Source organism: Oleidesulfovibrio sp., from assembly GCF_047973035.1.
Taxonomy (GTDB): domain Bacteria; phylum Desulfobacterota; class Desulfovibrionia; order Desulfovibrionales; family Desulfovibrionaceae; genus Oleidesulfovibrio.
Map to the genome: position 1 here is coordinate 58,525 of NZ_JBKEBF010000008.1, position 24,162 is coordinate 82,686.

Annotated in this window: 19 protein-coding genes and 1 pseudogene; 8 read left to right on the plus strand and 12 right to left on the minus strand. The window is 53.0% G+C overall.

Features of this window, described 5'->3' with window-relative positions; genetic code table 11:
• Positions 1-196 precede the first annotated feature (196 nt).
• Positions 197-706: a peptidylprolyl isomerase gene (locus tag ACK5LI_RS01790; RefSeq protein WP_416945917.1), complete on the minus strand. Its 510-nt coding sequence runs from the start codon at positions 704-706 to the stop codon at positions 197-199.
• A 162-nt stretch (positions 707-868) separates the two neighbouring features.
• Here ACK5LI_RS01790 and ACK5LI_RS01795 point away from each other — a divergent pair, with 162 nt between their 5' ends.
• The gene (locus tag ACK5LI_RS01795) at positions 869-2,515 is read left to right on the plus strand and encodes an FAD-dependent oxidoreductase (RefSeq protein WP_416945918.1); all 1,647 of its coding nucleotides are present in this window, start codon (positions 869-871) and stop codon (positions 2,513-2,515) included.
• A gap of 176 nt (positions 2,516-2,691) precedes the next feature.
• Here ACK5LI_RS01795 and ACK5LI_RS01800 read toward each other — a convergent pair whose 3' ends face one another.
• A complete protein-coding gene (locus ACK5LI_RS01800) occupies positions 2,692-4,641 on the minus strand; it encodes a diguanylate cyclase domain-containing protein (RefSeq protein WP_416945919.1) in 1,950 nt (649 codons plus the stop codon).
• A 110-nt stretch (positions 4,642-4,751) separates the two neighbouring features.
• Here ACK5LI_RS01800 and mutY point away from each other — a divergent pair, with 110 nt between their 5' ends.
• Positions 4,752-5,861 (plus strand): A/G-specific adenine glycosylase, encoded by a 1,110-nt coding sequence (gene mutY, locus ACK5LI_RS01805; RefSeq protein ID WP_416946014.1) that lies wholly within the window; start codon positions 4,752-4,754, stop codon positions 5,859-5,861.
• Here the strand turns inward: mutY and ACK5LI_RS01810 are convergent.
• Together ACK5LI_RS01810 and ACK5LI_RS01815 are read right to left on the minus strand one after the other, a co-directional pair.
• On the minus strand, positions 5,858-6,883 hold the full coding sequence (locus ACK5LI_RS01810; protein ID WP_416945920.1) for an ABC transporter ATP-binding protein: 1,026 nt from the start codon (positions 6,881-6,883) through the stop codon (positions 5,858-5,860). The genes mutY and ACK5LI_RS01810 overlap by 4 nt on opposite strands.
• Positions 6,859-7,890, minus strand: a complete 1,032-nt coding sequence (locus ACK5LI_RS01815) for an aminoglycoside phosphotransferase family protein (protein ID WP_416945921.1) — start codon at positions 7,888-7,890, stop codon at positions 6,859-6,861. Before ACK5LI_RS01815 ends, ACK5LI_RS01810 begins: the two co-directional genes overlap by 25 nt.
• A 634-nt stretch (positions 7,891-8,524) precedes the next feature.
• Here ACK5LI_RS01815 and ACK5LI_RS01820 point away from each other — a divergent pair.
• The 3 genes from ACK5LI_RS01820 to ACK5LI_RS01830 all read left to right on the plus strand — a co-directional run bounded on the left by ACK5LI_RS01820 (position 8,525) and on the right by ACK5LI_RS01830 (position 12,812).
• Positions 8,525-10,276, plus strand: a complete 1,752-nt coding sequence (locus ACK5LI_RS01820) for a glycosyltransferase (protein WP_416945922.1) — start codon at positions 8,525-8,527, stop codon at positions 10,274-10,276.
• A 106-nt stretch (positions 10,277-10,382) separates the two neighbouring features.
• Positions 10,383-11,732 (plus strand): protoporphyrinogen/coproporphyrinogen oxidase, encoded by a 1,350-nt coding sequence (locus tag ACK5LI_RS01825; protein ID WP_416945923.1) that lies wholly within the window; start codon positions 10,383-10,385, stop codon positions 11,730-11,732.
• 9 nt (positions 11,733-11,741) lie between these two features.
• Positions 11,742-12,812, plus strand: a complete 1,071-nt coding sequence (locus ACK5LI_RS01830) for an aminopeptidase P family protein (protein WP_416945924.1) — start codon at positions 11,742-11,744, stop codon at positions 12,810-12,812.
• Between the two features lie 266 nt (positions 12,813-13,078).
• Here the strand turns inward: ACK5LI_RS01830 and ACK5LI_RS01835 are convergent.
• Positions 13,079-13,533: pseudogene (locus ACK5LI_RS01835) on the minus strand (HPP family protein).
• Between the two features lie 138 nt (positions 13,534-13,671).
• Here ACK5LI_RS01835 and ACK5LI_RS01840 point away from each other — a divergent pair.
• Both ACK5LI_RS01840 and ACK5LI_RS01845 read left to right on the plus strand, forming a co-directional pair.
• Complete coding sequence (locus tag ACK5LI_RS01840) at positions 13,672-14,253, plus strand: TetR/AcrR family transcriptional regulator (RefSeq protein ID WP_416945925.1); 582 nt, start codon at positions 13,672-13,674, stop codon at positions 14,251-14,253.
• A gap of 589 nt (positions 14,254-14,842) precedes the next feature.
• Positions 14,843-15,748: a tetratricopeptide repeat protein gene (locus ACK5LI_RS01845; RefSeq protein WP_416945926.1), complete on the plus strand. Its 906-nt coding sequence runs from the start codon at positions 14,843-14,845 to the stop codon at positions 15,746-15,748.
• Here ACK5LI_RS01845 and ACK5LI_RS01850 read toward each other — a convergent pair.
• From ACK5LI_RS01850 to ACK5LI_RS01875, 6 genes are all read right to left on the minus strand, one after another.
• On the minus strand, positions 15,745-15,888 hold the full coding sequence (locus tag ACK5LI_RS01850) for a hypothetical protein (protein WP_416945927.1): 144 nt from the start codon (positions 15,886-15,888) through the stop codon (positions 15,745-15,747). The two genes, ACK5LI_RS01845 and ACK5LI_RS01850, sit on opposite strands and share 4 nt — an antisense overlap.
• A gap of 81 nt (positions 15,889-15,969) precedes the next feature.
• A complete protein-coding gene (locus tag ACK5LI_RS01855; protein WP_416945928.1) occupies positions 15,970-16,326 on the minus strand; it encodes a response regulator in 357 nt (118 codons plus the stop codon).
• Positions 16,327-16,406: 80 nt separating this feature from the next.
• Entirely contained in the window at positions 16,407-17,075 is a 669-nt protein-coding gene (locus ACK5LI_RS01860) for a DUF1641 domain-containing protein (RefSeq protein ID WP_416945929.1), read from the minus strand.
• A gap of 14 nt (positions 17,076-17,089) precedes the next feature.
• Positions 17,090-18,331 (minus strand): NAD(P)/FAD-dependent oxidoreductase, encoded by a 1,242-nt coding sequence (locus tag ACK5LI_RS01865; RefSeq protein ID WP_416945930.1) that lies wholly within the window; start codon positions 18,329-18,331, stop codon positions 17,090-17,092.
• Positions 18,332-18,492: 161 nt separating this feature from the next.
• Entirely contained in the window at positions 18,493-19,092 is a 600-nt protein-coding gene (locus ACK5LI_RS01870; protein ID WP_416945931.1) for an RrF2 family transcriptional regulator, read from the minus strand.
• Between the two features lie 445 nt (positions 19,093-19,537).
• On the minus strand, positions 19,538-20,047 hold the full coding sequence (locus ACK5LI_RS01875) for an RrF2 family transcriptional regulator (RefSeq protein ID WP_416945932.1): 510 nt from the start codon (positions 20,045-20,047) through the stop codon (positions 19,538-19,540).
• A gap of 1,183 nt (positions 20,048-21,230) precedes the next feature.
• Here ACK5LI_RS01875 and ACK5LI_RS01880 point away from each other — a divergent pair.
• Positions 21,231-22,865 carry an SDR family oxidoreductase gene (locus ACK5LI_RS01880; RefSeq protein WP_416945933.1) on the plus strand — a complete coding sequence of 545 codons (1,635 nt, stop codon included), beginning with the start codon at positions 21,231-21,233 and terminating at the stop codon, positions 22,863-22,865.
• A 613-nt stretch (positions 22,866-23,478) separates the two neighbouring features.
• On the opposite strand, the gene ACK5LI_RS01885 is transcribed toward ACK5LI_RS01880, so the two are convergent.
• Entirely contained in the window at positions 23,479-24,030 is a 552-nt protein-coding gene (locus ACK5LI_RS01885; RefSeq protein WP_416945934.1) for an acetate uptake transporter, read from the minus strand.
• Positions 24,031-24,162 lie beyond the last annotated feature (132 nt).

Below are 24,162 nucleotides of genomic sequence, written 5' to 3' on the forward strand. Positions count from 1 at the left end.
AATATTGGTATGTGTATGGCCGCTGCAAGCGTCCATGTTTTATTTGAAGTGCTTTTGCGTGGAGCGTGCAGGGAAGAATCATCTTTACTGTGCAGGCTGAAAGCAGAGTTGAATTCCTGCTTTCTTTAGCGTTGCCGTATAAGCAAAAAAACCGCCTCAGGAGAGGCGGCTTAAACTTTTTACTCAGCGCGGGCGGTTACATGTCAAAACGGCTTACGCCTGTAATGACAACGGAATCGACAGGAACATCGTCATGTTCGCCCATGGGTTTGGTTCTCAGCTTGCCGATTTTGTCCACTACGTCCATGCCTTCAATTACTTCACCGAACACGCAGTAGCCGAAGCCTTCGTTGCTGGTGTCCTGATGGTCCAGGTCTTCGTTGTCAACAAGGTTGATGAAGAACTGGCAGGTAGCGCTGTGAGGCTCTGCCGTGCGGGCCATGGCTACAGTGCCGCGGGTGTTTTTCAGGCCGTTGGTGGCTTCGTTTTCAATGGCATCGTAGCCTTTTTTGTCTTCCATGCGCATGGTTACGCCGCCGCCCTGAATCATGAAATTTTTGATGACGCGGTGGAAGATAGTGTTTTCGTAAAAGCCTTCATCAGCGTAACGCAAAAAGTTTTCAACGCTTTTTGGGGCCTTGTCTGCAAACAGTTCTATCAGAATGTCGCCGGAAGAAGTTTCCAGCAGAACCATGGGATTGCTCATGAGATAACCTGCCTTGTTATGGAAATAGTCTACGCCGTGTTTGCCTCGCCGGAGCAAAAAAGGCAAGTCTGCCTTGCGCCGTGCTGTTGTTGTGTTATGTTCATCTTTAGAATCCGCAACTTGCGTTACCTATGATTATTTATACAGCAACGGAGACTCCCTATGAGCGATACCCGTAAAAGCAATGAGCGTCAGTGGTTGATTCCCGAAGAGGGGCGTGAGCATCTTGCCGGAGTTTTTAAAAAACTGCCGGGTAAGGTTACGCTGGATGTGTTTACCGATGGTGACGAGCAGAATGTGTATAATGATTACGCCATCAGGTTTGCAGAAGAACTAGCCCTGCTGGCGGAAAATATCGAAGCCCGTACACATACATTGGACAGCGAGGAAGCAAAGCGGTTTGATGTGACCATCGGGCCCGGCACTCTGCTGAATGCGGATGACTATTCCATCCGCTTTACCGGCGCGCCTCTGGGCGAAGAAGCCAGAGGCTTCATTGAAGCGATCATGCTGGTATCCGCGGGTAAGGGGGCTGTTACTCCTGCCTTTGAAAAGGCTCTGGAAAAATTGACGGAAGAGCGGACAATCCGTGTGTTTTCATCGCCCGGTTGCCCGTATTGCCCCGGGCAGGTTGTTAACGCGGTACGTGCTGCCATTGCAAAGCCCGAACTGGTCAGGGCGGAAGCCATTAACTCGGATGAATTCCCCGAGCTTTCACAAAAGTATGGCGTCGGTTCGGTACCGCATACCAATATTAATGACACGTTTGATAGCATTGGGCTGATGCCTGAAGAGCGTTTTGTGCTGGAACTGGTGACACTGCAGAGCGCGGAAGAATTAACGCGCGAGGCTGGCGGAACTCAGGATGCACGGGACGATTACCGTGTGGAAAAAGTGGACCTTGTTATTGTAGGGGCCGGACCGGCCGGTCTGACCGCAGGCATTTATGCCGAGCGCAGCGGGTTGAAAAGCGTTGTGCTGGATAAATCCGTTGCGGGCGGGCAGGTGGCAGTTACCCCCACCGTTGAAAACTATCCCGGTTTTAAAAATGTGGGCGGCATGAATCTGGTGGAGGTGCTTACCGCGCATACCCGCCAATACTCCAATGTCCGCGAGCATGAAGGCATTGAAGAAATCAAAATCGGTAAAAATATCGAAGTATATACGGCCAAGACAGTGTTTCTGGCCAATGCGCTGATTTTTGCCACCGGTTCGCAGTGGCGCGAGCTGGGTGTTGAGGGTGAAGATACTTATTTCGGCAAAGGCGTGTCGCATTGCGCCTCGTGTGACGGGTACATGTTCAAGGGGAAGAAGATTATCATCGTAGGCGGCGGGAATACTGCCGCAACTGATGCGCTGCATCTGAAAAACCTTGGCGTGGACGTGACACTGGTGCATCGCCGTGACGAGCTGCGTGCCGAACAACAGCTGCAGGATGCTTTGAAGCGCGACGATGTTCCCATTATATGGGATACCGTAGTTGAAGAAATCAAAGGTAAAGACGGTGTAGTTACCGGCGCTGTACTTAAAAACGTGAAGTCCGGCGAAACAGAAGAACTTGCGCTGGACGGCGTGTTTGTGGCAGTGGGCCATGTGGCTAATTCCGAGCTTGCTGCGCAGATCGGGGTTAACCTGAACAGCGACGGCACCATAGCTGTAGACCGCAGCATGCGCACCAATATACCGCGTATCTATGCCGCAGGTGATGTGACAGGCGGCATTCGCCAGATTGTTACTGCAGTGGGGGAAGGCGCAACAGCTGCACTCTCTGCCTTTGAAGACCTGCAATCGCCGCGGTGGAAAAAATAACCGGAAGATTATGAAGCATGTGTTCAGGGCAGCTTTCGGGCTGCCCTGTTTTTTTATGAATGAAAATTATATGCTAGGCGCGGGGTTCCAGAAAGGCGAAGCCTGATAGAGCACACCTGTAAGAGTACACTGCGTCGATGACACGGAATTTATAGTGGAGAAAAGGGGAAGCTTGCTTAGGGCTGTTCCCGTTCAGAAGCTTCTGCCGCAGCGCCACGCGCAAAATCGGAGGCCATTCGGGCGGCGTTTTTGCCGGAATTTTTTACTCCGTACATGGCGTTGTCCGCTTGTCGCAGCAGTTCTCCGGGGGTGCTTCCATGTTCCGGATAAATGCTGAGGCCGATGCTTGCTCCGAGCTGACAGGAATACTGACCACAAACATATTCAGGCCGTAATGCATCCAGCAGCTTGTCTCCGAAGCGCTTGAGGTCTGCGGGGCTTTTGATATCCCACAGCAGCACTGCAAACTCGTCGCCACCCAGACGGGCTACAACATCGGTGTCGCGGACAATCTGTTGCAGTCTATGCCCTACTTCCTTCAGCAGCAAGTCGCCGGAAGCATGACCGTACTTGTCGTTTACGTCTTTGAACCCGTCAAGGTCAATGAAGGCAACACCAACTTTGCGCTGGCTGCGTCTGGCCTGCGCAAGCAGACGTTCAAAAGATTCATCCAGCCCGTAACGGTTGGCAAGGCCGGTAAGATTATCTGTGGTGGCAAGAGTACGCAGTTCCAGTTCATGCAGCATGTGCTGCGTAATGTCGGAAACGACACCTTCAATGCGGGTCAGCTTTCCGCTTTGATCTATAAATGCCTGACAGCTGATTTCCACCCAGAAATGGGAACCGTTACGGCGCTTCATTTCGGCACGGTACGCAGTCAGCCGTTGTGATTGCCGCAGCTTGTCCACAAGCTCTATGAAGTCGGCATCGCGTATGAACAGTTCTTTTACAAGGCCGGATTCGTGCAGCAGTTCATCACATTTCTCATAGCCGAACATGCGTGCGAATGCCGGATTGATTTCCTGCAGAATGCCGCCCGGGCTGCAAGTGAAAATACCGTCCAATGCATGCATGAATATGGTGCGGTAGCGTTCTTCCGCGCGTCGCAGGGCTTCTTCCATTTCCTTGCGTGAAGTGATGTCTATGATTACCCCGACAATGCCTGCAGCTTTTCCGGGTTCATCAAAAATACTTTCTTTATACAACAGAATTTCAGCCATTCCCCGTTCTGTCTTCACCACTGTTTCATACCGCTGGACAGCAGGTCCTGCCGCATTGAAAAGCTCGTTGTCTGCATCCCTATATATCTGCGCATGTTTAGGCGGTGCAAATGATGCTACATCGGAACCTATTATTTTTGACACAGGAAGGCCTACCATACGCGAAAAAGCGCGGTTGACTACTTTGTATATCCCGTCGGCAGACTTGTAGAAAAACGGGTTAGGCATTGCATCCAGCAGCGTTTGCAGCATAGTGCTGGTTTCTTCCAGCTCTTTCTGGACCATGCGCTCTTTAGTAACGTCAAAGATGATGCCGACTATGTTGTCACTGTGCGTGCTGAGAATGGCAGAAATACAGGCTATATGCAGATCTCCCGCATAGTCCTTAAGAGAAAATTCGGCATTGCGCACAACACCGTTTTCCTGCAGCAGGCGGGTAAATGTTTCGCGGTCTGTGGGGGATGCGTACACATCAAAGGGCGTTGTCGACCGGATGAACTCTTCTTCCGAGTTTAGCCCGTAATCGTTCACAAGTTGCTGGTTTGCTTCGATAAAACGCGAGCCATCAAGCGATGAGCGGAAAAGGCCTATGGATGCATACTGCAGCAACGTACGCAATTCGCGTTCGCGGTCAGCCCACTCCGCATTTTGTATAGCCCTTTCTGCAAGCAGCTTCTGGGCTTCCGCGTTTTTTTTTGCAAGCCTCCGGGCACGCAGGATGGCAGCCAGAGCCATGGTGGCGGAAACAAGGATCAGCGCCATCATAAATACATGAAGCTGGTTGTCATTGGCGGCCCATACGGACGTATCGTTCATACTCTTATCGGCAGATACGCTCCGGATGAGTGTCAACGACAGAATCGCACCACTGGCGAATATTATGAGGTGCTTACGAAATTGTCTCACAGCGTGCTCCTAAGGAATGCCTTATGTATACCACATTTTTATCGCAAGACGAATAATTCTTTGCGTAAGGGAGGGCTTTTCAAGCCTTGCAGGCCACGTTACAAAGCCGCATGGTTCACAACAAAGATAAAGCCCGTTTTACGGAAGCTCTCTTACAATGGTTTGCGGCCAATATGCGTGCTCTGCCCTGGAGAAAAGACTACAGCCCCTACAGAGTCTGGGTGTCTGAAATTATGCTGCAACAGACTCAGATGGAGCGCGGGGTAACCTATTTCACACGCTGGATGCAGCGATTTCCGGATGTGCGTTCTGTTGCCGAAGCTGAAGAAGATGCGATTTTAAAAGCATGGGAAGGACTCGGCTATTATTCCCGCGCGCGGAATCTGCATAAGGCTGCCAAAAAAATAATGACTGAGTTTGCAGGTGTGTTTCCTGCAGATTATGATGCCATCCGCTCACTGCCGGGCATTGGTGACTATACGGCTGGTGCCATCGCTTCCATTGCTTTTCAGCAGAATTATGTGGCGGTAGATGCCAACGTGGAACGTGTTTTCTCGCGCCTGTTCGACATTGATACCCCCATTAAGCAAAAGGAAAATATCGCGTTTGTGCACCGCACCGCGCAGGAGCTTTTGCCGGACGGAAAAGCGCGTCATTTTAATCAGGCTTTGATGGAACTGGGCGCACTGGTGTGCAGCAAAAAAGCCCGTTGCGAACAATGCCCTGTGCAGGAATGGTGCGAGGCATACCGGCTGGGCATTCCGCATGAACGGCCGGTAACAGCGCCGCGCAAGGCCATTGTTTCATTGGAAGTTGCCACGGGTTTGCTGGAGCACGAAGGGCATATTTTTATTCAGAAGCGCCCTGAAATGGGCGTGTGGGCAGGCTTCTGGGAGTTTCCCGGCGGCAGCGTGGAAGAAGGTGAAACTCCGGAACAGGCAATCTGCCGTGAATTTATGGAAGAGATGGAGTTTGACGTCACCCCGAGAGAGAAAATTGCCGTGGTTCGTCACGGGTACACCACGTACAGAGTAAATCTGCACTGCTACCTGTTGGGTTTGAAAAACGGCAATACGGCTCCGGTGCTTCATGCTGCCACAGAAAGCCGCTGGGTGCGCTTTGACGAGCTGGATGCGTTTACGTTTCCGGCAGGGCACCGGAAGCTTATCGACCTTTTGCGGGGCGGCCTGCAGTGGCAGTGGCTGCGCGAGGCCGGTTAACTGTCTGTAAGATTTAATGACCGGACCACGCCTATCTGTACGCTGTCGCCTTCTTTCAGCCCGTCATGCAGAGCATAGGCGATAAGGCGGGCGTCGCCTACCTGTACCTTGTAGCGGATGTAATGACCGCCGTAGCTGATTGCGGTTACAATGCCTTTGCCTTGCGGATGGCTTGTCAGGGTGAGTGCTTCGGGCCTGATCCGCAGCCCGTTGCCGCCGTGCGCAAGGGCCAGCCTGTCGCAGACTGCGGGGGGCAGAAAGTTAACCGGCCCCAGAAATTCTGCTACCTGTGTGGTGGCCGGTGCACTGTAAAGCTCTGCAGGTGTGTCGTATTGTTCCAGCCTTCCGCCAAGCATCACGCCGATACGGTCTGACATGGCAAAAGCTTCTTCCAGGTCATGGGTTACGCTGATGGTGGTAATTCCGAACGCCTTCTGGGTGTTGCGGATGAAGTCTGCGGTTTCTAGCTTCAGGTTGCGGTCAAGGTTGGCAAAGGGTTCGTCCAGCAGCAAAACGGCAGGGTTGACCACCATAGCTCGCGCAATGGCCACGCGTTGCTTCTGACCGGCGGAAAGCTGCACCGGATATCTTTGCGCCAGATCCTGCAGATGAAAAAAAGCCAGCATGTCAGTGACGCGCCGGTCACGGTCTGTGCGGGGCATGCGGCGCGCTTTCAGGCCGAAGGCCACATTTTCATGCACTGTAAGATTGGGAAACAGCAGATAATCCTGAAATACCATGATGGCAGGATGGCTGCTGCTTTCCGGCGTGTCTTTGCGCAGGGAAAGACCGGAAAGGGCACCGCACAGCAGACTGCATGATGCTGCCGGTTTTCCGCCGAAAAGAATATCGCCCGAATCGGGTGGTTCCAGACCGGCAAGGATGCGCAGAAGCGTGGTCTTGCCTACTCCGGAAGGCCCGACAAGAGAAACAATGTCTCCTGCTTTTGCATAAAAGCTGACCGCATCCAGTACGGTTTTACCGGCGTAAGCTTTTGCTATTCCCCGTACTTCAATATCCATTCAATATTATCCAGATACGACGTAATGCGTGAAAAGGTGAATGCGTTACGTAACGCCCTTTGCTGCCGTTCATATTCATACCATGCCATGTAACACCATGACAGGGCGCGTAACAGGATGGTGCGTTCAAGTACTCGGGTACGCTCGTGCAGGGCATCCATTTCGGTCCGGTTAACGGTTCCGGTGCGGGCTTTCAGATACTCCCGCAAAAAGTCCATGCGGCCTTCAGGCGTATAAGTGAAGTCTGTTCTCCAGCGGGTGGTGGTAGGAATAAGAAAATGCCCGAGGTCCTGATGACAGCACGACACAACTGCTTTTTCCCAGTCCACAAGGTATAGCGCAGTTGCCGATGCCGGTTGGCCGTTTGTACGTGTGGCAGCAGCATCCAGTAGAATAAAGTTTCCGGAATTGACTTCTGTATTTGTAATCACCTGCGGTTCATCTGCAAAAAGGGGTTTTGTGTCTGCCCCAAGTTGCAGCACTTCATCGCGGTAGGCAAGCAGGCGGGCAAGAACGTCTTTTCGCGGGTGGTCCGGCTGGCGTGTAAGCAGCCCTAGGCATTCGTCCGCAATGTCTTTAACAGGATCAGGCTGGGCAACCAGCGTGCCTTGCGGCGGTACAGGACAGCTATGGACTTTGGCAAAAAGCGCTGCCGCGGCTGCGGAATCCCGCTCGTATTGCAGCGGTGTGCCGGGAAGGTATTCCATCAGCAGTACCCCGTTGCCAAATCCGTGTTCACCTGCCTGCGAGTCAAGAGCAAAGGGCTGCGGCGTTACTCCGGAGGCCGCCACATGGCGCAGCACGGAATATTCGTAACCTATCTGATCTGCCTGATTTAACTGGCTTCCGTGGTTGATGCGGAATACGGCGCTATGATTTGCACACCTGATCAGCCAGTTTTCGTTATATTCTCCGGCTGCCAGAAAGCTGACTTGCGATGCGACAACCGGCGTGTTCATCCAGTTTTTTTGCGTAAGGTATAATGCAATGTTTTGCGCGCGGTCCACGCGGTGTCCCCCCTGCGTATATGCGTTGCTGATGTATGTCATAGGTTAGACTAATCAAGGATATGTCACAACTAATGCAGCTAGCACAATTACAATAATCAGGCGTAACGGTCTGCCTGTGCAGGTGTTAAAAACTGTTCCGTGGGGTTGTTGAAAGTTCAGCGTATGCCATACGTGGCAGCGGGTGAGGGGCATCGAATGCTACCGTTTCATTCTGGAAGATGTGATGACGCAACGTGCCTGAACGGCAGTCAGATGTGTGTGCTTGTAGTTTGGGATGCATGCAAAGTTGTTGGCGCTTGTGTGAAGTATTTCTGGTAAGGCTGGTAGTATGGGTTCTTCGCTGTGTGTTGTCGTGCTAAGGGATTGTCTGATGCACAGGGCCATGGCAGAATGGTTGTGTTGTTACAAAGAGATGCGGCTGATAGCGGCCCCGTTGCCATAGCCACCTGTGCAGTCAGTGCCGGAGGTGGTCGACGTGGCTTGATCGGCGTTTGGCTGCTTTGCAGGGTGCCCGGAGGCGTGCAGTCCGGCGGAAAGGCTTGGTGCCCGAAAGACTCTGCACAGGCAGGGGCGGCGGCTGTCCCCTTTTTTTTACGCAAGATAATTTTCAGGGAATGCATCAGGAGTTCATATGACCACAGCTTTTTTTAACGCTGCTTCCTGCTGGCGAAGGTTTCCCGCGTTTTTACGTGAGCACCTTTTGCACGGCAGCGTGGGCAGCTTTCACCTGATGCAGGCTGCCTCTGAAACGCTCGGGGCCATGAATCAGGCCGCACCGGCGGATAAAATCCTGTTGTGGCATACAGGGCGGGAGTTGCTGTTGGCTGCGTGGGAAGATGACTGCCTGAACTGCCAGCTGGCTGGGCAGCTTGTCGAGCTGGATGGTCACGCCCGTAAACAGGAGGGGCGTCCGTGGCTTTCGCAGCAGCTGCATGATGCGCTCAGCGCGCTGCATAACGCTGGCGGCAGGCCGGAAAACCTGCGCTATTACGAGCGGCTTGCCTCTCAGGGAGACTATGAACGCTGCATCCGGTATCTGGATGGCGAGCGCGGCAAGCAACCTGAAAATATCTGGTGGGTACAGCAGGTGTGCGCAGTGGGCGAGCTGACCGGCAGGCTGGAATGGAGCAAAGATCATCTTGCCCGCTATGCGGCCTCTGCTCCGCCTCAGTTATTGCCCATACTCGAATATGCAGCAGCGGGGATTGATATTTCTGCGGGTAATATGCATGGCGCAGGCGAGGCTTTGCAGCGCATTCTGCCCTCTGATGAGGCTTTGCAGGCCGGAATGCTGCTGGGCGCCGCAGAACGGCTGGGGCATGTGATGCTGCATAGCGGCGACCGTCACCGCGCGCTTGATTTGTGGGGGGCTGTGCTTCAGGCTCGTCCGTTCCATACGGGGCTTGCCATGCGCATGCATGCTGTCCGGAACGGTTTTGACTCGCCGGAAAATCCTGCATCGCTGGGAAAGGTTGCGGCACTTCTGTACTCGTACAACAAAGCCGGGGATCTGGATCAGGCATTCCGGCATCTGGCGCAAAGCGCAGACCTGTTGCAGACGATTATTGCCTTGGACAACGGCAGCACGGATACAGAGATTGGCGGAACAGGTGCCGTGATCGACGCGTGGGTGGACAGACTGGCGGGCAAGGCGCAAGCCATCCACCTGCCGGTGAATATCGGCGCACCCGCTGCGCGTAATTGGTTGATGCATCTGCCGCAGGTGGCGGAGTGCGATTATGCCGCCTATCTTGATGATGATGCGGCGCTGCCGCCGGACTGGCTCGGGCATATGGCTCGGGCGGTGCAGGTGCGGCCGCAGGCCTCGGTATGGGGAGGCAAAATTATTGATTTCCAAGCACCGCATATTATCCAGTCGGCAGACCTGCATCTGATTATGGCCGGAACGGAGCAGGATTCGCAGGAAGAACGTAATGCAAGGGCGCAGAACTCACTGGCTTCTACTTCTGCCAATCCTTTCAATGTGTCGGAACTGCATGCGCAGGTGGCGGACTACGGGCAGTTTGACTACATACGGCCCTGCATTTCAGTGACCGGCTGCTGCCATATGTTCCGCACGGCAGACTTGCTGGACTCCGGCGATTTTTCTCTTATGCTTTCGCCTTCGCAATATGATGACTTCGAGCATGATCTGCGCATGGCCACGCAGGGGCGTCATGCCTGCTATACCGGTTTTTTGTCTGTGCGGCATATGAAGCGCACAGGCAAGGCCACGCGTATGAGCGCGGCCCAGTACGGAAACGGTATGGGCAACAAATACAAACTGCACAACATGTATCCTCCTGATGAAATTATCCGTCTGCGCAGGTCAGAGCTGGATATGCTGGAACAGGATTTGCTTCGCGTGTTCACATTTGCATAAAGGACGGCAGGCTGCTGTCCGTGCCGCGTATGCGGAAATATACGTTCCGTTAAATCAGCGTGTTGTGCCTTCTGGTGCACGGCGCACCTCAGGGAGTCTTTACACCATGCATGTCAAATATCTGATAATCGGCGCGGGGCCGACGGGCCTTGGTGCCGGACGGCGTCTGCGCGAACTGGGCGAAAAAGATTTTCTGCTGCTGGAGCAGAACAGCTACTGCGGCGGTCTGGCAACCAGCTTTAAAGATGACGCCGGATTTACATGGGACATCGGCGGCCATGTTGTCTTTTCGCACTATGAATATTTCGACAGGCTGATTGAATCCCTGCTGGGCGATGAATATCTTGAGCATCAGCGCATTGCGCGTGTGCGTATTGCAGAGCGCTGGATTCCCTATCCTTTCCAGAACAATATCCGCCATCTGCCCGAAAAAATGCAGTGGGAATGCGTACAGGCTTTGCTGCCGCATATCCGCACGCAGCAGCATCCGGAAAATTTCCGCCAGTGGATTGAGTATGTCTTCGGGGCCGGTATCGCACGACATTTTATGTTACCGTACAACTTCAAGGTGTGGGCGACCCCGCCGGAACTTATGGCCTATCACTGGATAGGCGAGCGTGTCAGCGTCATTGATCTTGAGATGGTGCTGAAGAACCTTGTGCTGCAGCTGGATAACGTCAGCTGGGGGCCGAATAACGTGTTCCGCTTTCCGCTGTATGGCGGTACCGGCGAAATTTTCCACCGCATGGGAGCAGACCTTGGCGATTACGTCCGCCTGAATACCCCCGTTGCGGGCATTGATCCTGAAACACGCACCGTGCAGACCGCAGACGGACAGGCCATTACCTACACACACCTGCTTAACACCGGCCCGCTGGACAAGCTGATGCTGGAACGCATCAATACGCCGCATACCGCACTGCGTGATGCCGCAGGCAAACTGAGCCGCAACGGTGTGTTTGTGGCTGGCGTGGGGGTAAATGATACCCGTGACGACGACACCTGCTGGATGTATTTTCCTGAGGATAGCTGCCCTTACTACCGTCTGACAAACTTTCATAACTATTCGCCCAATAATACGGCGGTGCCGGGCAGACAGCGCGCACTGATGGCGGAAACGTCGTGGTCGCAGCACAAGCCGGAAGACCTTTCTGGCATTATGGACAAGACCGTGCAGGGGCTTATCAATACCTCAATGCTGGACGAGGCTGACAGGGACTTGATAGTTTCGCGCTGGAGCATTGCCGTGGATTACGGCTACCCCGTGCCCACGCTGGAGCGTGACGGTGCGCTGCGCACTCTGCTGCCCTGGCTGGAAGAACGTGGAATATATTCACGCGGACGGTTTGGCGGCTGGAAGTATGAAGTAGCCAATATGGATCATTCCGTCATGCAGGGTGTGGAGTGGGCAGAGCGCATGGTGCAGGGCACGGCTGAAAAAACATACATTCTTTAGGAAAAAACAATGAACGCAGATCGTTATGCAGAGCGGCGAGAGCGGTTGCGACCGCTGCTGCGTAAAAACGGACTTGATGCGCTGCTGGTCAGCCTTGATGCGAACCGCTATTACCTGAGCGGCTTTGAACTGCATGATGCCCAGATTAATGAAAGCTGCGGACGGCTGCTTATTACTGCGGACGGACCGGACTGGTTGTGCACGGACCCTCGTTTCGAGGAAACTGCACGCCGCCTGTGGGATCGGGAATATATTTTTATTTACAGCGGCAACGCGGCTGAACGTCTGCGGGATTTTATCAAAAGCCGCTCGCTTGGCGTGGTAGGATTTGAGCCTTCCTGCGTGACAATGTCTTTTTACGAGTCCTTTTCTGAAGGGCTTACCCTGAAAAAAGCTGGCGGGCTGGTAGAAGAACTGCGCGTTATTAAAGAGCCCGAAGAAATCGGGCGCCTTGAACGTGCTTGCGCTTTGAACCACAAGCTTATGGAATGGTTGCCGCAGGTTTTGCACCCCGGCCGTACCGAAGCGCAGGTTGCGTGGGATATTGAAAAGTTTTTCCGTGAAAACGGCGCATCGGAACTGGCGTTTCCCAGCATAGTTGCGGCGGGCCCTAATGCCGCCATGTGCCATGCGATTCCGGATGAAACCGTGCTGCGTGAAAATTGTCCTGTCCTGATTGATGTAGGCTGCCGTGTGGATGACTACTGCTCGGACCAGACGCGGACTTTCTGGGTGGGCGACAGACCTACGGACGAGTTCTTGCACACCCGCGATATGGTGCAGCATGCGCAGCAGGTCGCATTAGACATGATGCGCCCCGGTATGCCGTTGGCCGATGCGCATAACATTGCCCTGGCTGTATTTGAGCGGCACGGCGTAGCTGCCAGCTTCAACCATTCGCTGGGGCACGGCATAGGCTTGCAGACGCACGAGGCCCCTGCCGTGAATCCCCGGACTGATGCCAGACTTACTCCGGGGATGGTCGTCACCGTTGAGCCGGGCCTTTATTTTCCCCTTTGGGGCGGGGTGCGCTGGGAATATATGGTGCTGTGCACAGAGGACGGCGTTCGCGTGTTGTAACGCGTGAGGTATCTATTCTTCTGCCAGTAACCTTTGCCTGTATTAATGTAGAAGCCGGTGTACGTGTTGTGCGTACACCGGCTTTTTTTTGAATAGGACCGGATTCAATAGAGTAAATATTGCGGGAAGATATGCAGACAGCAGGCTGAGGTGGCAGGTTATGAGGCTTGCAAGCTGCGTTTACAGACGGCTTGTGCCTGTTTCGGGGGCCTTCTTCCGCTCGCGCAGGGGCGGGAGGCTGTTGCTTTTATCTGCATGGGGCACCGTTAATTTGCAAGAAAATGCCTGCTGGTAAGCTTGTTAACGTAACGGCCTATAAGAACAATTGCTACGGCCCCGATGAGAACAGGAAAAATGATGAATCCCCAGCTTTTTCCCGCAAGCATGATAAGCATAGGGTTTGCTCCGGCGGGGGGGGGGTAGTCCCAGTTGCCAGCATTGTCATGATGGCACAGCCAGTTGCCAGCGCAAGGGACCATGGCTGGATTCCAACATAACTTGCGAAGAGTACTCCGATTGTTGCAGACAGCACATGGCCGAAAATTACATTTTTGGGTTGTGCAAGAGGGCTTTGTGGTACTCCGAAGACAAGCACCGTCGTTGCCCCGAAGGGCGCCATCAGCCAGAAGCCGGATTGCGTTGTAAAATCGAGATACGCCAGGAGTCCAATAGCAACTGTTGCTCCGCAACCCGCCCAGACGGGGAATAATTTTGTCATCATGATACTTCCTCCACTTATTGTTTTTACAGGCCAAATGGCGTTGATGTGAAAAGCAGGTAGACCGATTGGTCTTCTTGTAAACTGTAGGTAGACAAACTTGTCTACCTATGTCAACCTGCTTTTCAGATGGAGGGAATAATGACGGAAAAACAAAAGCATATAGTCACCACGGCGCTGCACCTTTTTTACCGCAAAGGCGTTCATGCGGTTGGTATTAATGAAATACTTGCAGAGGCGGGAGTGGCCAAGCGCACTCTGTATAACTATTTTGAAACGAAAGAAGAGCTGATTGCAGCTACGCTGGCGTATCGTGATGCTACTTTTATCGAATGGCTCAAAGGGCGTCTTGATACGGTCAGCAAGGGAAAAGAAGCCCTGCTGGAGTTGTTTGTCGCGCTAGATGACTGGTTTAATAACAGGTGTGAGCCGCTGGCCCGCTTCAGAGGGTGCTTTTTTATTAATGTGGCAGCCGAGTATGGCGACCCGGAATCTCCCATATTTCAGGCCGCGAAAGAACATAAACGCAGAGTGCGTGCTCTGGTGCAGGCGCATGTTGCGGAACTGGGCAGGAGTGCGGAGGAGAGCCGGCAACTTGTAGATACAATCACCCTGCTTAAAGAAGGTGCAATTGTGACTGCTATGGTTCAGGAAGATAGTGCCGCTGCCCGAAAACTACTTCCGGTGGTTGAATGCTTGTTGCAGGTTTCGGCCTGCAGGTAGCAGCCGCGGAAAGAGGTGATGCTGCGGCGCGGCTGGAGTGTGTCATCGGCTCTGATCAGACTTTGTAAATTTTTGTGTTCTGGTACGGCTGCAACCATTCCGCTGAAAGTAGAATAACCGGAGACGTTCCTGCGGTTGTCTGGCCGTTCTTTAGTGCGCTGTTCTATAGTATGTGCCCCTGCCTCGTATATGTATTGTGCATACACATTACTCCCGTATCAGCAGCTCATTTGCCCCGTTAACCCGCTGCCAGCGCGGTTAAGCAGCCAACATCCGTTAGGGCAACAAACTGTTTTATTGTTTTGGTACCACGTTTTGTTGCCCGTCATCCTGCTTTTACCTGCGTTCATTTTCTAGATTCCCTTCGGTTCTTCCCCCTGATGTGATTTTTTTCTGTAAAGAAGTTTGAGTGTTGTTTTTAAGGTAACATGCCGTTTTGTAATGTTTTTATGAGGTAACGAGTACTCGCTTTCAAAAAAAAAGTTATTACTGACTAAAAAAGTCGGGATGACCCGTTGACAATATCCTACGCTGGAAGTAGGAATTAAATCATACCGATTAGGTATGAGTTTGCAGACGGCTCGCAGATATGATTCGGGGCGGCCCGCAATCACCGCCGCGTGGAGTGGCAACCACGCAGAACCGGACCATGGCTGGTCGTGGCAGGCCAAGGCAGAAGCTGACCAAGGCAGCTTTGCACATGCTGAACGGTGCACGAAGTGTGCATCTCATCGGGAAGGGCGTTCTTTTACTACACACCAACCCAAAGGTGGACGGTATGCAATTACAGGAACTCTTCTCATTGGCAGAGGCCGGCGATTCTAATGCTCAGTTTAATCTGGGTGCAATGTTCTACGAGGGGCGCGGTGTAGCGCAGGATTTCAGCAAGGCGGCAAAGTGGTTCGGTCTTTCCGCAGACAAGTATTACCATGAGTCGCTGAATATGCTGGGTGTAATGCACTACAACGGCCAAGGTGTGAAGCAGGATTTTGCAAAGGCAAGCGAATGCTTCTATCTGGCAGAGTGGGCAAGCTTTAACGACGAGCCGCTGTACGATGACGTTGCAGCAGACTGGCGTGACAGAATGCTTGCACCTGAAGTGGTAGACAACAAACGGCAGTTTTTGCGTAAGGCCCGCGTGATGGGTGGCGAGGCCCGCTACGGAATTGGTGCCGGATTGAGCGCTACCGGTGAAGTATCTGAAAATCTGGATGCTGCACGCAAAAGTTTTGGTTCTGCTGCGGCGCTGGGCAACGGCAGGGCAATGTATTCTCTGGGTGTGATGTGTCGTGATGGTCAGGGTGTGACCGCAAGCAAAGCCCGCGCTTTGATGTGGTTTATGCTGGCCGAAACTGTGGGACTGGCAAAGGCTCGTGACGCACGTGCGCAGCTTGCCGGAACCATGAAGGACGACGAAGTGGCCAAGGCTGAAAAGCTGATGCGCCGTTGGCTGCGTGTATACCCGCTTGATTCGGAACTTGCTGTTGCGGCCTAGCCGTGGCAGGAAATTGCGCCGGACTGCTGCTGCCCGCAGTCCACAGGGCTGTATGTGTTCTGAAAGGGAAGAACACAGACGAGTCCGGCATTTTCGGGTCGGGTGAGTACGAGAACATGGGGTACGGCTGTACTGGCCATATTCCGGACTCGTCTGCTTATGTGCTGTTACTGTGGCGGTAGCTGCTTTGCAGAGCTGCTAACCGCATCGGGTTGTTCTGACTAGGCGACCATGGCACGAGAGACGGTATCCAGCAAAGTTTCGGTTGCAGCCGGTCTTTGCACTACGGGTACCCCTTTACGCAGAGCTGCAGGCCTCGGGCTTACGCTGCTCACCACGACCACGGGAGTATTACGCAACGCAGGATCACGACGCATACGTGCGTAGAAGATGGTGCCTCCGGGGCTGGGCATATTCATTTCCAGCGCCACGAGATCAGGCTTTTGCGTACGGATGACTTCAAGTCCCTCTTTTGTGCAAGAGGTGACAATAACTTCATAGCCGTTGGCGGAAAGCACATCGCAAAGAGACTGACGTTCTTCGGTGTTGCAGTCCACAACAAGAATCCGCTTACTCATTGTTATTTCCTTCACAAGGCTTTCTGGTTAAAACCCCGCCGTCCGCAAGAACGGCGGGGTTTGCTTTTAGTAGCTAAGGCTTAGGCTTCGATTGCAGCCTGACCCTTGAGCTTGCCGAGGTTGCGCAGAAGTTCCACAACAACGCCAAGGCCTTCCTTGGCTTCTTTGGAACCGAGCGCGCCCACTACGCCGAACACACCGCAGGGCTTTGCGTTTTCCATGTCCAGTGCGCCGAGCATTTCGACGGCGTTGGAAAGGAACTGCTGCACTTTGGGGTCGGCCAGCTGCTGAAGCAGGCGGGTAAGGTAAACCAGAGATTCACCCATGCGCTCAAAGTCTTCAGGGCTGTTGGCGGTCATTATTTCACCGCCAGCATTTTTGAGGGCAGCCATCTTCTGGAAGACGCCTTCCTGTTCCCAGCGGCCGAGGCCAGCGATAACGTGGGGCCAGGTGGGGGCGATTCCGGGGTGGATGGTGCGCCACAGGTCAATAAGGTTTTCCAGCTGGTCAAGAGTGTAGTTGATATTGCGTACGCTCTTCAGACCGCGGAAACCCAACTCTTTGATGTCATGAAGGTTCACGTCACCCTGGAGGTCCTGACAGCCTTGAATGCTGAGCAGGAACATATCCTTGATGATGGGGTTCATGTCTTCGACCAGCTCGCGCATGGCGGTGCCGCGCTCTTGAAGTTCATCAAGGCGCTCTTCCATGCGGTCGAGCTTTTCGAGAATGCGTTCTTCGTTGGTCATCTCTTACCCCCGGCCTATTTCTTGCGCATCAAGGAAGTGTCCTTGCCGTGCAGGTACATATTAGGTTCGAAAGGCAGGTCGTGACCCTTCAGCATCAGGTTGAAGTATACCCACTTGAACATGAGCTTGCCCCAGTAGTTGATATGGCTTTCGGCCAGCAGTTCGCAGGGGCCGATACCGGGCAGGGGGAACATGCCGGGCAGGGGTTCAACATCGTAGCTGAAGTCGATGAGCGAAGCCTTTTCGTAACCGGTCAGAATGAAGCAGGTGGAGTGGCCGTCGAAGTGATGGTAGTGGTCGGAACCGGTCAGGTCTGCCATCAGGTTTTCGGCAACAACGTCAGCTTCGAAGTGGGCAACAGAGCCAGCCTTGGAGGTAGGTACGTTGGTACCGTCGCCAAGGATGTACATGTTTTCCCAGCGCTTGGACTTCAGGGTTCCCTTGTCGGTTTCCATGAAGCCTACTTCGTTACCGATATCGCTATCGACAACGTACTGTGCGCCGAAGTTGGGCGGAATGGATACGAGCAGGTCGTAGTCGATTTCGTCACCCATGACGGATTCGATGACTTTGCGCTCGGGGTCAACGCTATCAACAACGTAGTTGGTGGTAACCTTGATGTTTTTCTTGTCGCACAGTTCACCCAGAATACGGGCGCCTACGGGCTTGGTAAAAGCGCCGGTCAGCGGGGTGACAAGTTCGATTTCGATGTCGTCACGCACGCCCATCTTGGTGAAGTACCAGTCAGCCATGTACACGAACTCAAGGGGTGCAACAGGGCATTTAATGGGGCTTTCACAGATGTGGTGAACCAGACGGCCTTTCTTGAACTGTTTGAGCTGCTTTTCAAGAGCTACTGCACCGTTGGGAGTGTAAAAATCGTGCACGTCGCCGTGCCAGTCATCCATGAGGCCGTCAACTTCTTCAGGAGCAATGCGGCAACCGGTAGACATGATGATCCAGTCGTAGGTGTGCTTGCTGTTTTCGCAAGTAACGACTTTCTTTTCAGGATCCACGTTGATGATGGTGTCCTGAACAAACTCAACGCCGCGGGGGATAAAAGCCTTTTTGGGGCGTTCGCAGTCCTTCAGGGTGTAGATGCTGAAGGGTACAAACAGCCAGCCCGCCTGGTAATGATGGGTGAGGTCGCGGTCGATGATAGTGATTTCCCACTCACGTTCCGACAGCTTCTTCCTCATTTTGGTGGCAATCATGGTGCCGCCGGCACCAGCACCAAGAATGAGCAACTTTTTCATGCCGTTCTCCTTTAAGGCGCTTCGATTGAAGCGTGTAATCTTGTTTCGCCTCTCCAGTGGCAAAATGGAGCAGCGTATTTCCTTCCGGCCCCCGGGTTTCCGCGGGCGTTATCGAACGCCCGACGGGTGAGGCGGGCGAGCGTGTCGTAGTAGTGTTTCTGCTAGGAGACAGGGCAGCCGTGGCTGCATGAGCATGAATCCGAGGCAGAAAGCAGAGGGTCGCAACAGCGGCTTTTGGTATGGCTGCGGGGCGAAAGCAGTTTGCCTTCGCCAGCCTCAGAGTCGTCTTTCGACTCTGACTCCTTGCTGCTGTGGCTGCGTTTTTTGGGCGGTTCGGGCAGGTTGGTGCATTCGGGTGCAGGATCATTAAGCAGATCCAGCAGCGTAATGGCATCAAGCGTGCGTTCCAGTGCGCGGCTGACGCCTGACCACATCTGACGTGTGGAGCACGACTCCTTGGAGCGGCAACGCTCAGGGTCGTCACAGCAGTGGGTAAGGTCAATGCCGCCTTCGATGGCGCGAACCACATCACCCAGACTTACCTGCTCGGGGCGCATGGCCAGCATATGTCCGCCGGTTGCGCCGCGAACACTGTCCACAAGCCCTGCTTTTTTGAGGGGGCGGATGATCTTTTCTACGAACTTGATGGAAATACCGGTGCGTTCCGCCAGAGCCGCCGCAGGAATGGGTGCTTCGTCGGCATGGCGTGTCAGCATGACGAGTATTCTGGAGGCGTAGTGTGACGATGCAGAAATGCGCATGTGTCTCTCCCGGTTCCATCCATGCTGGCCGTTTCGGGTACGGAAAGCGTGGAGCGTGTAAGTCGGATTAAAATTATCTAGATTAATACAGTCTGGATTGAATAAATCAGACCCCCGTAATCCAGACTGGTTTGGTCTGATTAAGACAAAAGAATTCCCCCTGTCAAGGGAGGAAATAAGAAAAAACCTGTTATTTCATAGTGTGCTGATTTTTGTGAAAAAAATATTTTGTTTGAGTGGTTGCACAGTATGCTTTGCAGGGAGTGTGTAAGTGAGGCGATGTGGGTTTAATTTTTGAATTTATACTAAAATAGGAGGAATTTAATAGCAGGTTTTGTGCTGTTTTTTAACGGGTAATAAAAAACCGGATGCATCGTTTTGAAGCATCCGGTCTGTGTTTCTGGGTGTTCTGTTTTGTTTCTTGCTTTTCGGGGGGCGGTATCGGTTATATTCCGCCTCCGCATACGCCGCAGTCTTCCATTTCTTCCTCTTCCGGCAATTCTTCTAACGGGGTGTTCAGGGTTTCCTCAATCCCGCAAATGTCGAAAAGGCTTTCTCCGCTCATAAGATCGGCAAGAGTAATGGATTTAAGTTCGCGTTCCAGCAAATCAGAAATTTTCATCCACGCCACACGGGTTTTACAGTGCGGTGTTCTTGTACACAGCTCATTGTCTATACAGCAGTCTGTCAGGCGGATGCCGCCTTCCATCACTACAACTACGTCTGCCAGAGATATTTCTTCCGGTGAACGGCTGAGCATATGCCCGCCCGAAGCCCCGCGAACACTGTTAATGAGTCCCGCTTTTTTTAACGGCTTGATGATCTGTTCGATAAACTGGACAGACACACCTGTCTGCTCCGAAAGGGCAGATGCTGTTCGGGGGGCATCAGTCGCGTGTTGCGCCAGATCAAGAAGGAGCCTGGCTGCATATCTGGTGCGTGCGGATAACTTCATAAGCAGAAAAAAGTAAAAACGTTGAAATGACAGATGTTTTTTGTTTGCCGGAAACAGGCGTGTACGAAAAAAGAGCGTCTTACGTCAAGATTCGCACGTGCTCCCTTATTTGTCAGCTAGTGTAAGCGGGATTTTGCAGCTTGTCAGCAACATGGAGAAAAGAGTTTTTTAAAAAGCTTAGTTACTCTGCGACGACACATGCTATATCTGAATGGTGTATTTGCCTGCTTTAATTTGTATCCGGACTTCGTTTTGGGAAAAGCATCGTGGGGTACATGCGTATATGAAGAAGGCTGGGGTGTTATGTATAGCCGAAGCGGGGAGAGAGACATACTTAAACGTATTTTGTTAGTGCTGGTGGATGGAGTGCACAGGCTGTACGCAACGCTCAGGGAGACACGTTACGCGTATAGAGCCAGCAGTCAGTGTGCAACTATAGATACTGCGAAGTCGTTCCGCCTCTGAAAGGCAAAAACAGCGAAGTTGTTTTGAAAGCTCCGTGACCCGTTGCGCCGCCAATCTTGCATGCTCTTGCGTCAGAGTTGTACCGGCAAGGGCAGAAAGATGATGCCGTGTCCGGTATCAGGCCGGGCAGTTGCGTGCCCGACTTGATGCGAACCGAGATGCCGACGCGTCTGCCCGTCGGGCTGTGGCTGTCTTGGGCATAAGTTCGGGCAGCCCGTCAATTTTCATGCGTTTAACGAAATGGATGGGATGAAGCTGGAGGAAACCGTGAAGCGCGTGCTGGAACGGGAAGCCCGTACCCCCAGAGATTATGACCACCGCTGAATTGACTTTCACGAGTTGCGCTTCATGACTGCTTTCGGGGTAAAAGAAGATGCGGAAAAGCCGTTTAGTCTGCCGGAGAGTGAGTGACCTGAGATTGCCTGAAAAACTCATGAGGATTATCGGGCAGGCTATCTTGAAGTGATGGAAAAGCTGAAAAAAATAAATCGGAGCAATAGATAACACCATAGCTTCTAGTCGATCGATATCGGATGCTGCATTTTTTATTGTCATTCAGCAGCGTCGCAACATGTTGAATAGTTGCGGTGCGGATTTTTTAACCGGTCATGGTGCCATGTATTATTTGGGACTAATCTGCATATAATCCTGTGCCTTTCTGGTGTAGCAGGCTAATTATTAAAGGAACGCAATTAACAGATTAAGAGCAGGGATTGTGATGGAACAAAACGTAACTACCCGTGATTCCCAAGCGGCAGGGCAAACTGCCAGGCCCGACAGTGCCGGACCGAAAAGCACTGTGCTGGTTGTCGGGGCTTCCGGCTATGTAGGCGGCAGGCTGGTTCCAAGGCTGCTTGAATCCGGTTGGCGGGTTCGTGCCGCGGGGCGTTCCATAGAAAAGCTTATGTGCAGGCCGTGGGCATCGCATCCCGCCTGTGAGATTGTGCGCGTTGATGCTATGGATGCAGAATCCCTGAAGGCCGCAATACATGAGTGTGAAACCATGTTTTATCTGGTGCATTCCATGTCTGACCGCGGAAAAGGATTTGAAGATGCAGACAGGCGCGCAGCGTATGCCACGGTAGAGGCGGCAAATAGCCAGTCTCAGGCTTCCGGCGGTTCGTTAGGGCGCATCATCTATCTTTCCGGCCTTGTTCCCGACGATCCGCAGATCAGTTCGCACTTACGGTCACGGGCAGAGGTCGCCCGTATTCTCGGCCTCGGGCAGGTGCCGGTGACAACGTTGCGTGCTGCGCAGATTCTTGGTTCAGGAAGTGCCTCCTTTGAAATCATCCGGTATCTTGCAGACAGATTGCCGGTCATGCTTACTCCGCGCTGGGTTCGTATGGAAACGCAGCCCATTGCCGTTTCCAATGTACTTGATTATCTGGAAGGCTGTCTTGAGCATCCTGAAACTACTGGAAAGTCATATGACATAGGCGGGCCGGATATTCTCAGCTATACGGATTTGTTTCACCTGTATGCAGCGGTGGCAGGGCTGCGGCGCAGGTTGATTCTGCCTGTACCGTTTCTTACTCCGCGGCTTAGTGCTCACTGGCTTAACGTGATAACTCCTGTGCCTTACGGCCTTGCAGGGCCACTGGTGCAAGGTTTGCGTAACAGGGTTGTCTGTGCGGAAAACTCCATCAGGGATGTTATTCCGGTAACACTGGTGGACTGTCGAACAGCCATCGGCAGAGCATTGGATAAAGTGCGCCAGCACGCCGTGGCTACATGCTGGACGGATGCCGGCGCAATTGTCGAACCGGAATGGCTGGCAGAAGGAGATGCAGGCTATGCCGGAGGCACCGTGCTGCAGGACGGATACGGTATCCGCATTGCAGCTGCGCCTGAGCAGGTCTGGGAGCCTGTACAACGTCTGGGGGGAGAAACAGGCTGGTATCACACAGACTGGTTGTGGTGGATTCGCGGAGCAATGGATAAATTTGCAGGCGGCGTGGGGCTGCGTAGGGGGCGCAGGCATCCTGTCGATTTGCGTGCCGGTGATGCGCTTGATTTCTGGCGGGTGCTTTCGGTGCGTCATGCCGATCACTTATTACTGCTGGCAGAAATGAAGTTGCCGGGGCAGGCTATGCTGGAAATCAGAACAGTACCGCACGGAAGTGAAACGGAATTGCAGATGCGTGCGTGGTTTTTACCGCGAGGTCTGTGGGGGATTATTTATTGGTACGCAGTGTATCCGTTGCACGGCATTGTTTTTAAAGGGATGCTGCGCAGCGTTGCAGAAAAGGTTTCAGAAAAGGCCGGAGGTAACACTGAACAGGCAAGTGTCCGCAAGTTGTCGCCGGAAAAGCCTTCATCCTGCAAGCTTATGCGTTCTGATGATGCATGAACTTTTTGTGGATAATCCGCGACGTTTTTTTTCGGAGTCGCCGGTAATTGTTTCTGATGCGAAGTTAAACAGCTTGCGACGTTCGGAGTGTGGCGCCGTTGCACTCTCTGGCTATGGCACGTACGCTGTTGTTAGATACTTTTGAATGGCAGTACTATCGGGGCGGTTACATTGAAACATATACATGGTGCCATAGAAACGGGACCGGCAGAACTCGTTTGTTTCTGCTTCGGCTATACTGCCGGTGACATAGAGGAAGACATTCGCCTGAACGGGAAGTCCACGATACTTCAACGCATAATGGACGAGTAACAGGCCGGAACATGCCGGTGCGCCGAAAAAAATCCCAAAGGCCGCTGATGTTTTTCAGACGTCCGTCAGGTGGCGGAAAAAGCGATACATAAGGGAAAGCTCCCTTCAGAGGACTGCATATAATCCAGCCATATTCTTTTTTGAACAATGCGATGTGGCTGACATCGTAACGTACTAAAAAGCGGCCCGCTTCGACTGAAGCGGGCCGCTTTGCTTTTATTGAACGCAGTCAGATACCCGTAAGGTTTCTGCTGTGGTCAGGCTGGTGGCCGGACCAATTCTGTAGCGGGTAAAACAATATCTAGTAAGGAAGAACCTTGCGGCCGCGAGCTTCGTGGAGAACTTCAGCCATGGCCAGATAGAAGGCACTGGCGCCACAGATGATGCCTTCAAAACCGGCAATGGTGCCGATGGTTTCGCTGCCGGTCCAGTCGCGTGCTGCCAGCAGCATGAACAGGATTACCAGCGAAAGAAATACAAAGCGCAGCACCGGAGAGCCATTACGGGTGCCGATGTACATAAACAGGGTGAATACGCCCCACAGGAACAGATACCAACCCATAAACGCATGGGAAGTAGGCTCGGCAAGGCCCATTTTGGGCATGACGATAAGCGCAACCAGCGTCAGCCAGAACAGACCGTACGAGGTGAAAGCGGTAAGGCCGAAGGTGTTGCCTTTTTTAAATTCCATAATACCGGCGATGATCTGAGCGATGCCGCCATAAAAAAAGCCCATGGCCAGAATCATGGAACCGATGGGAAAGAAGCCTGCATTGTGAATGTTCAGCAGGATGGTTGTCATGCCAAAGCCCATAAGCCCCAGCGGCGCAGGGTTAGCCAGTTTGTTCTCCATTGTGATGACTCCTTGGTGTGATCTTGTGTCGAGCGGACTGTTCGACCAATCAGCAGCTTCTACCTGTAGTTTGCCGTGTTGGCAAAGGGTGTTGATGTGGGTGCTCACGTTTGTTTTCGGGCGTTTTACCAG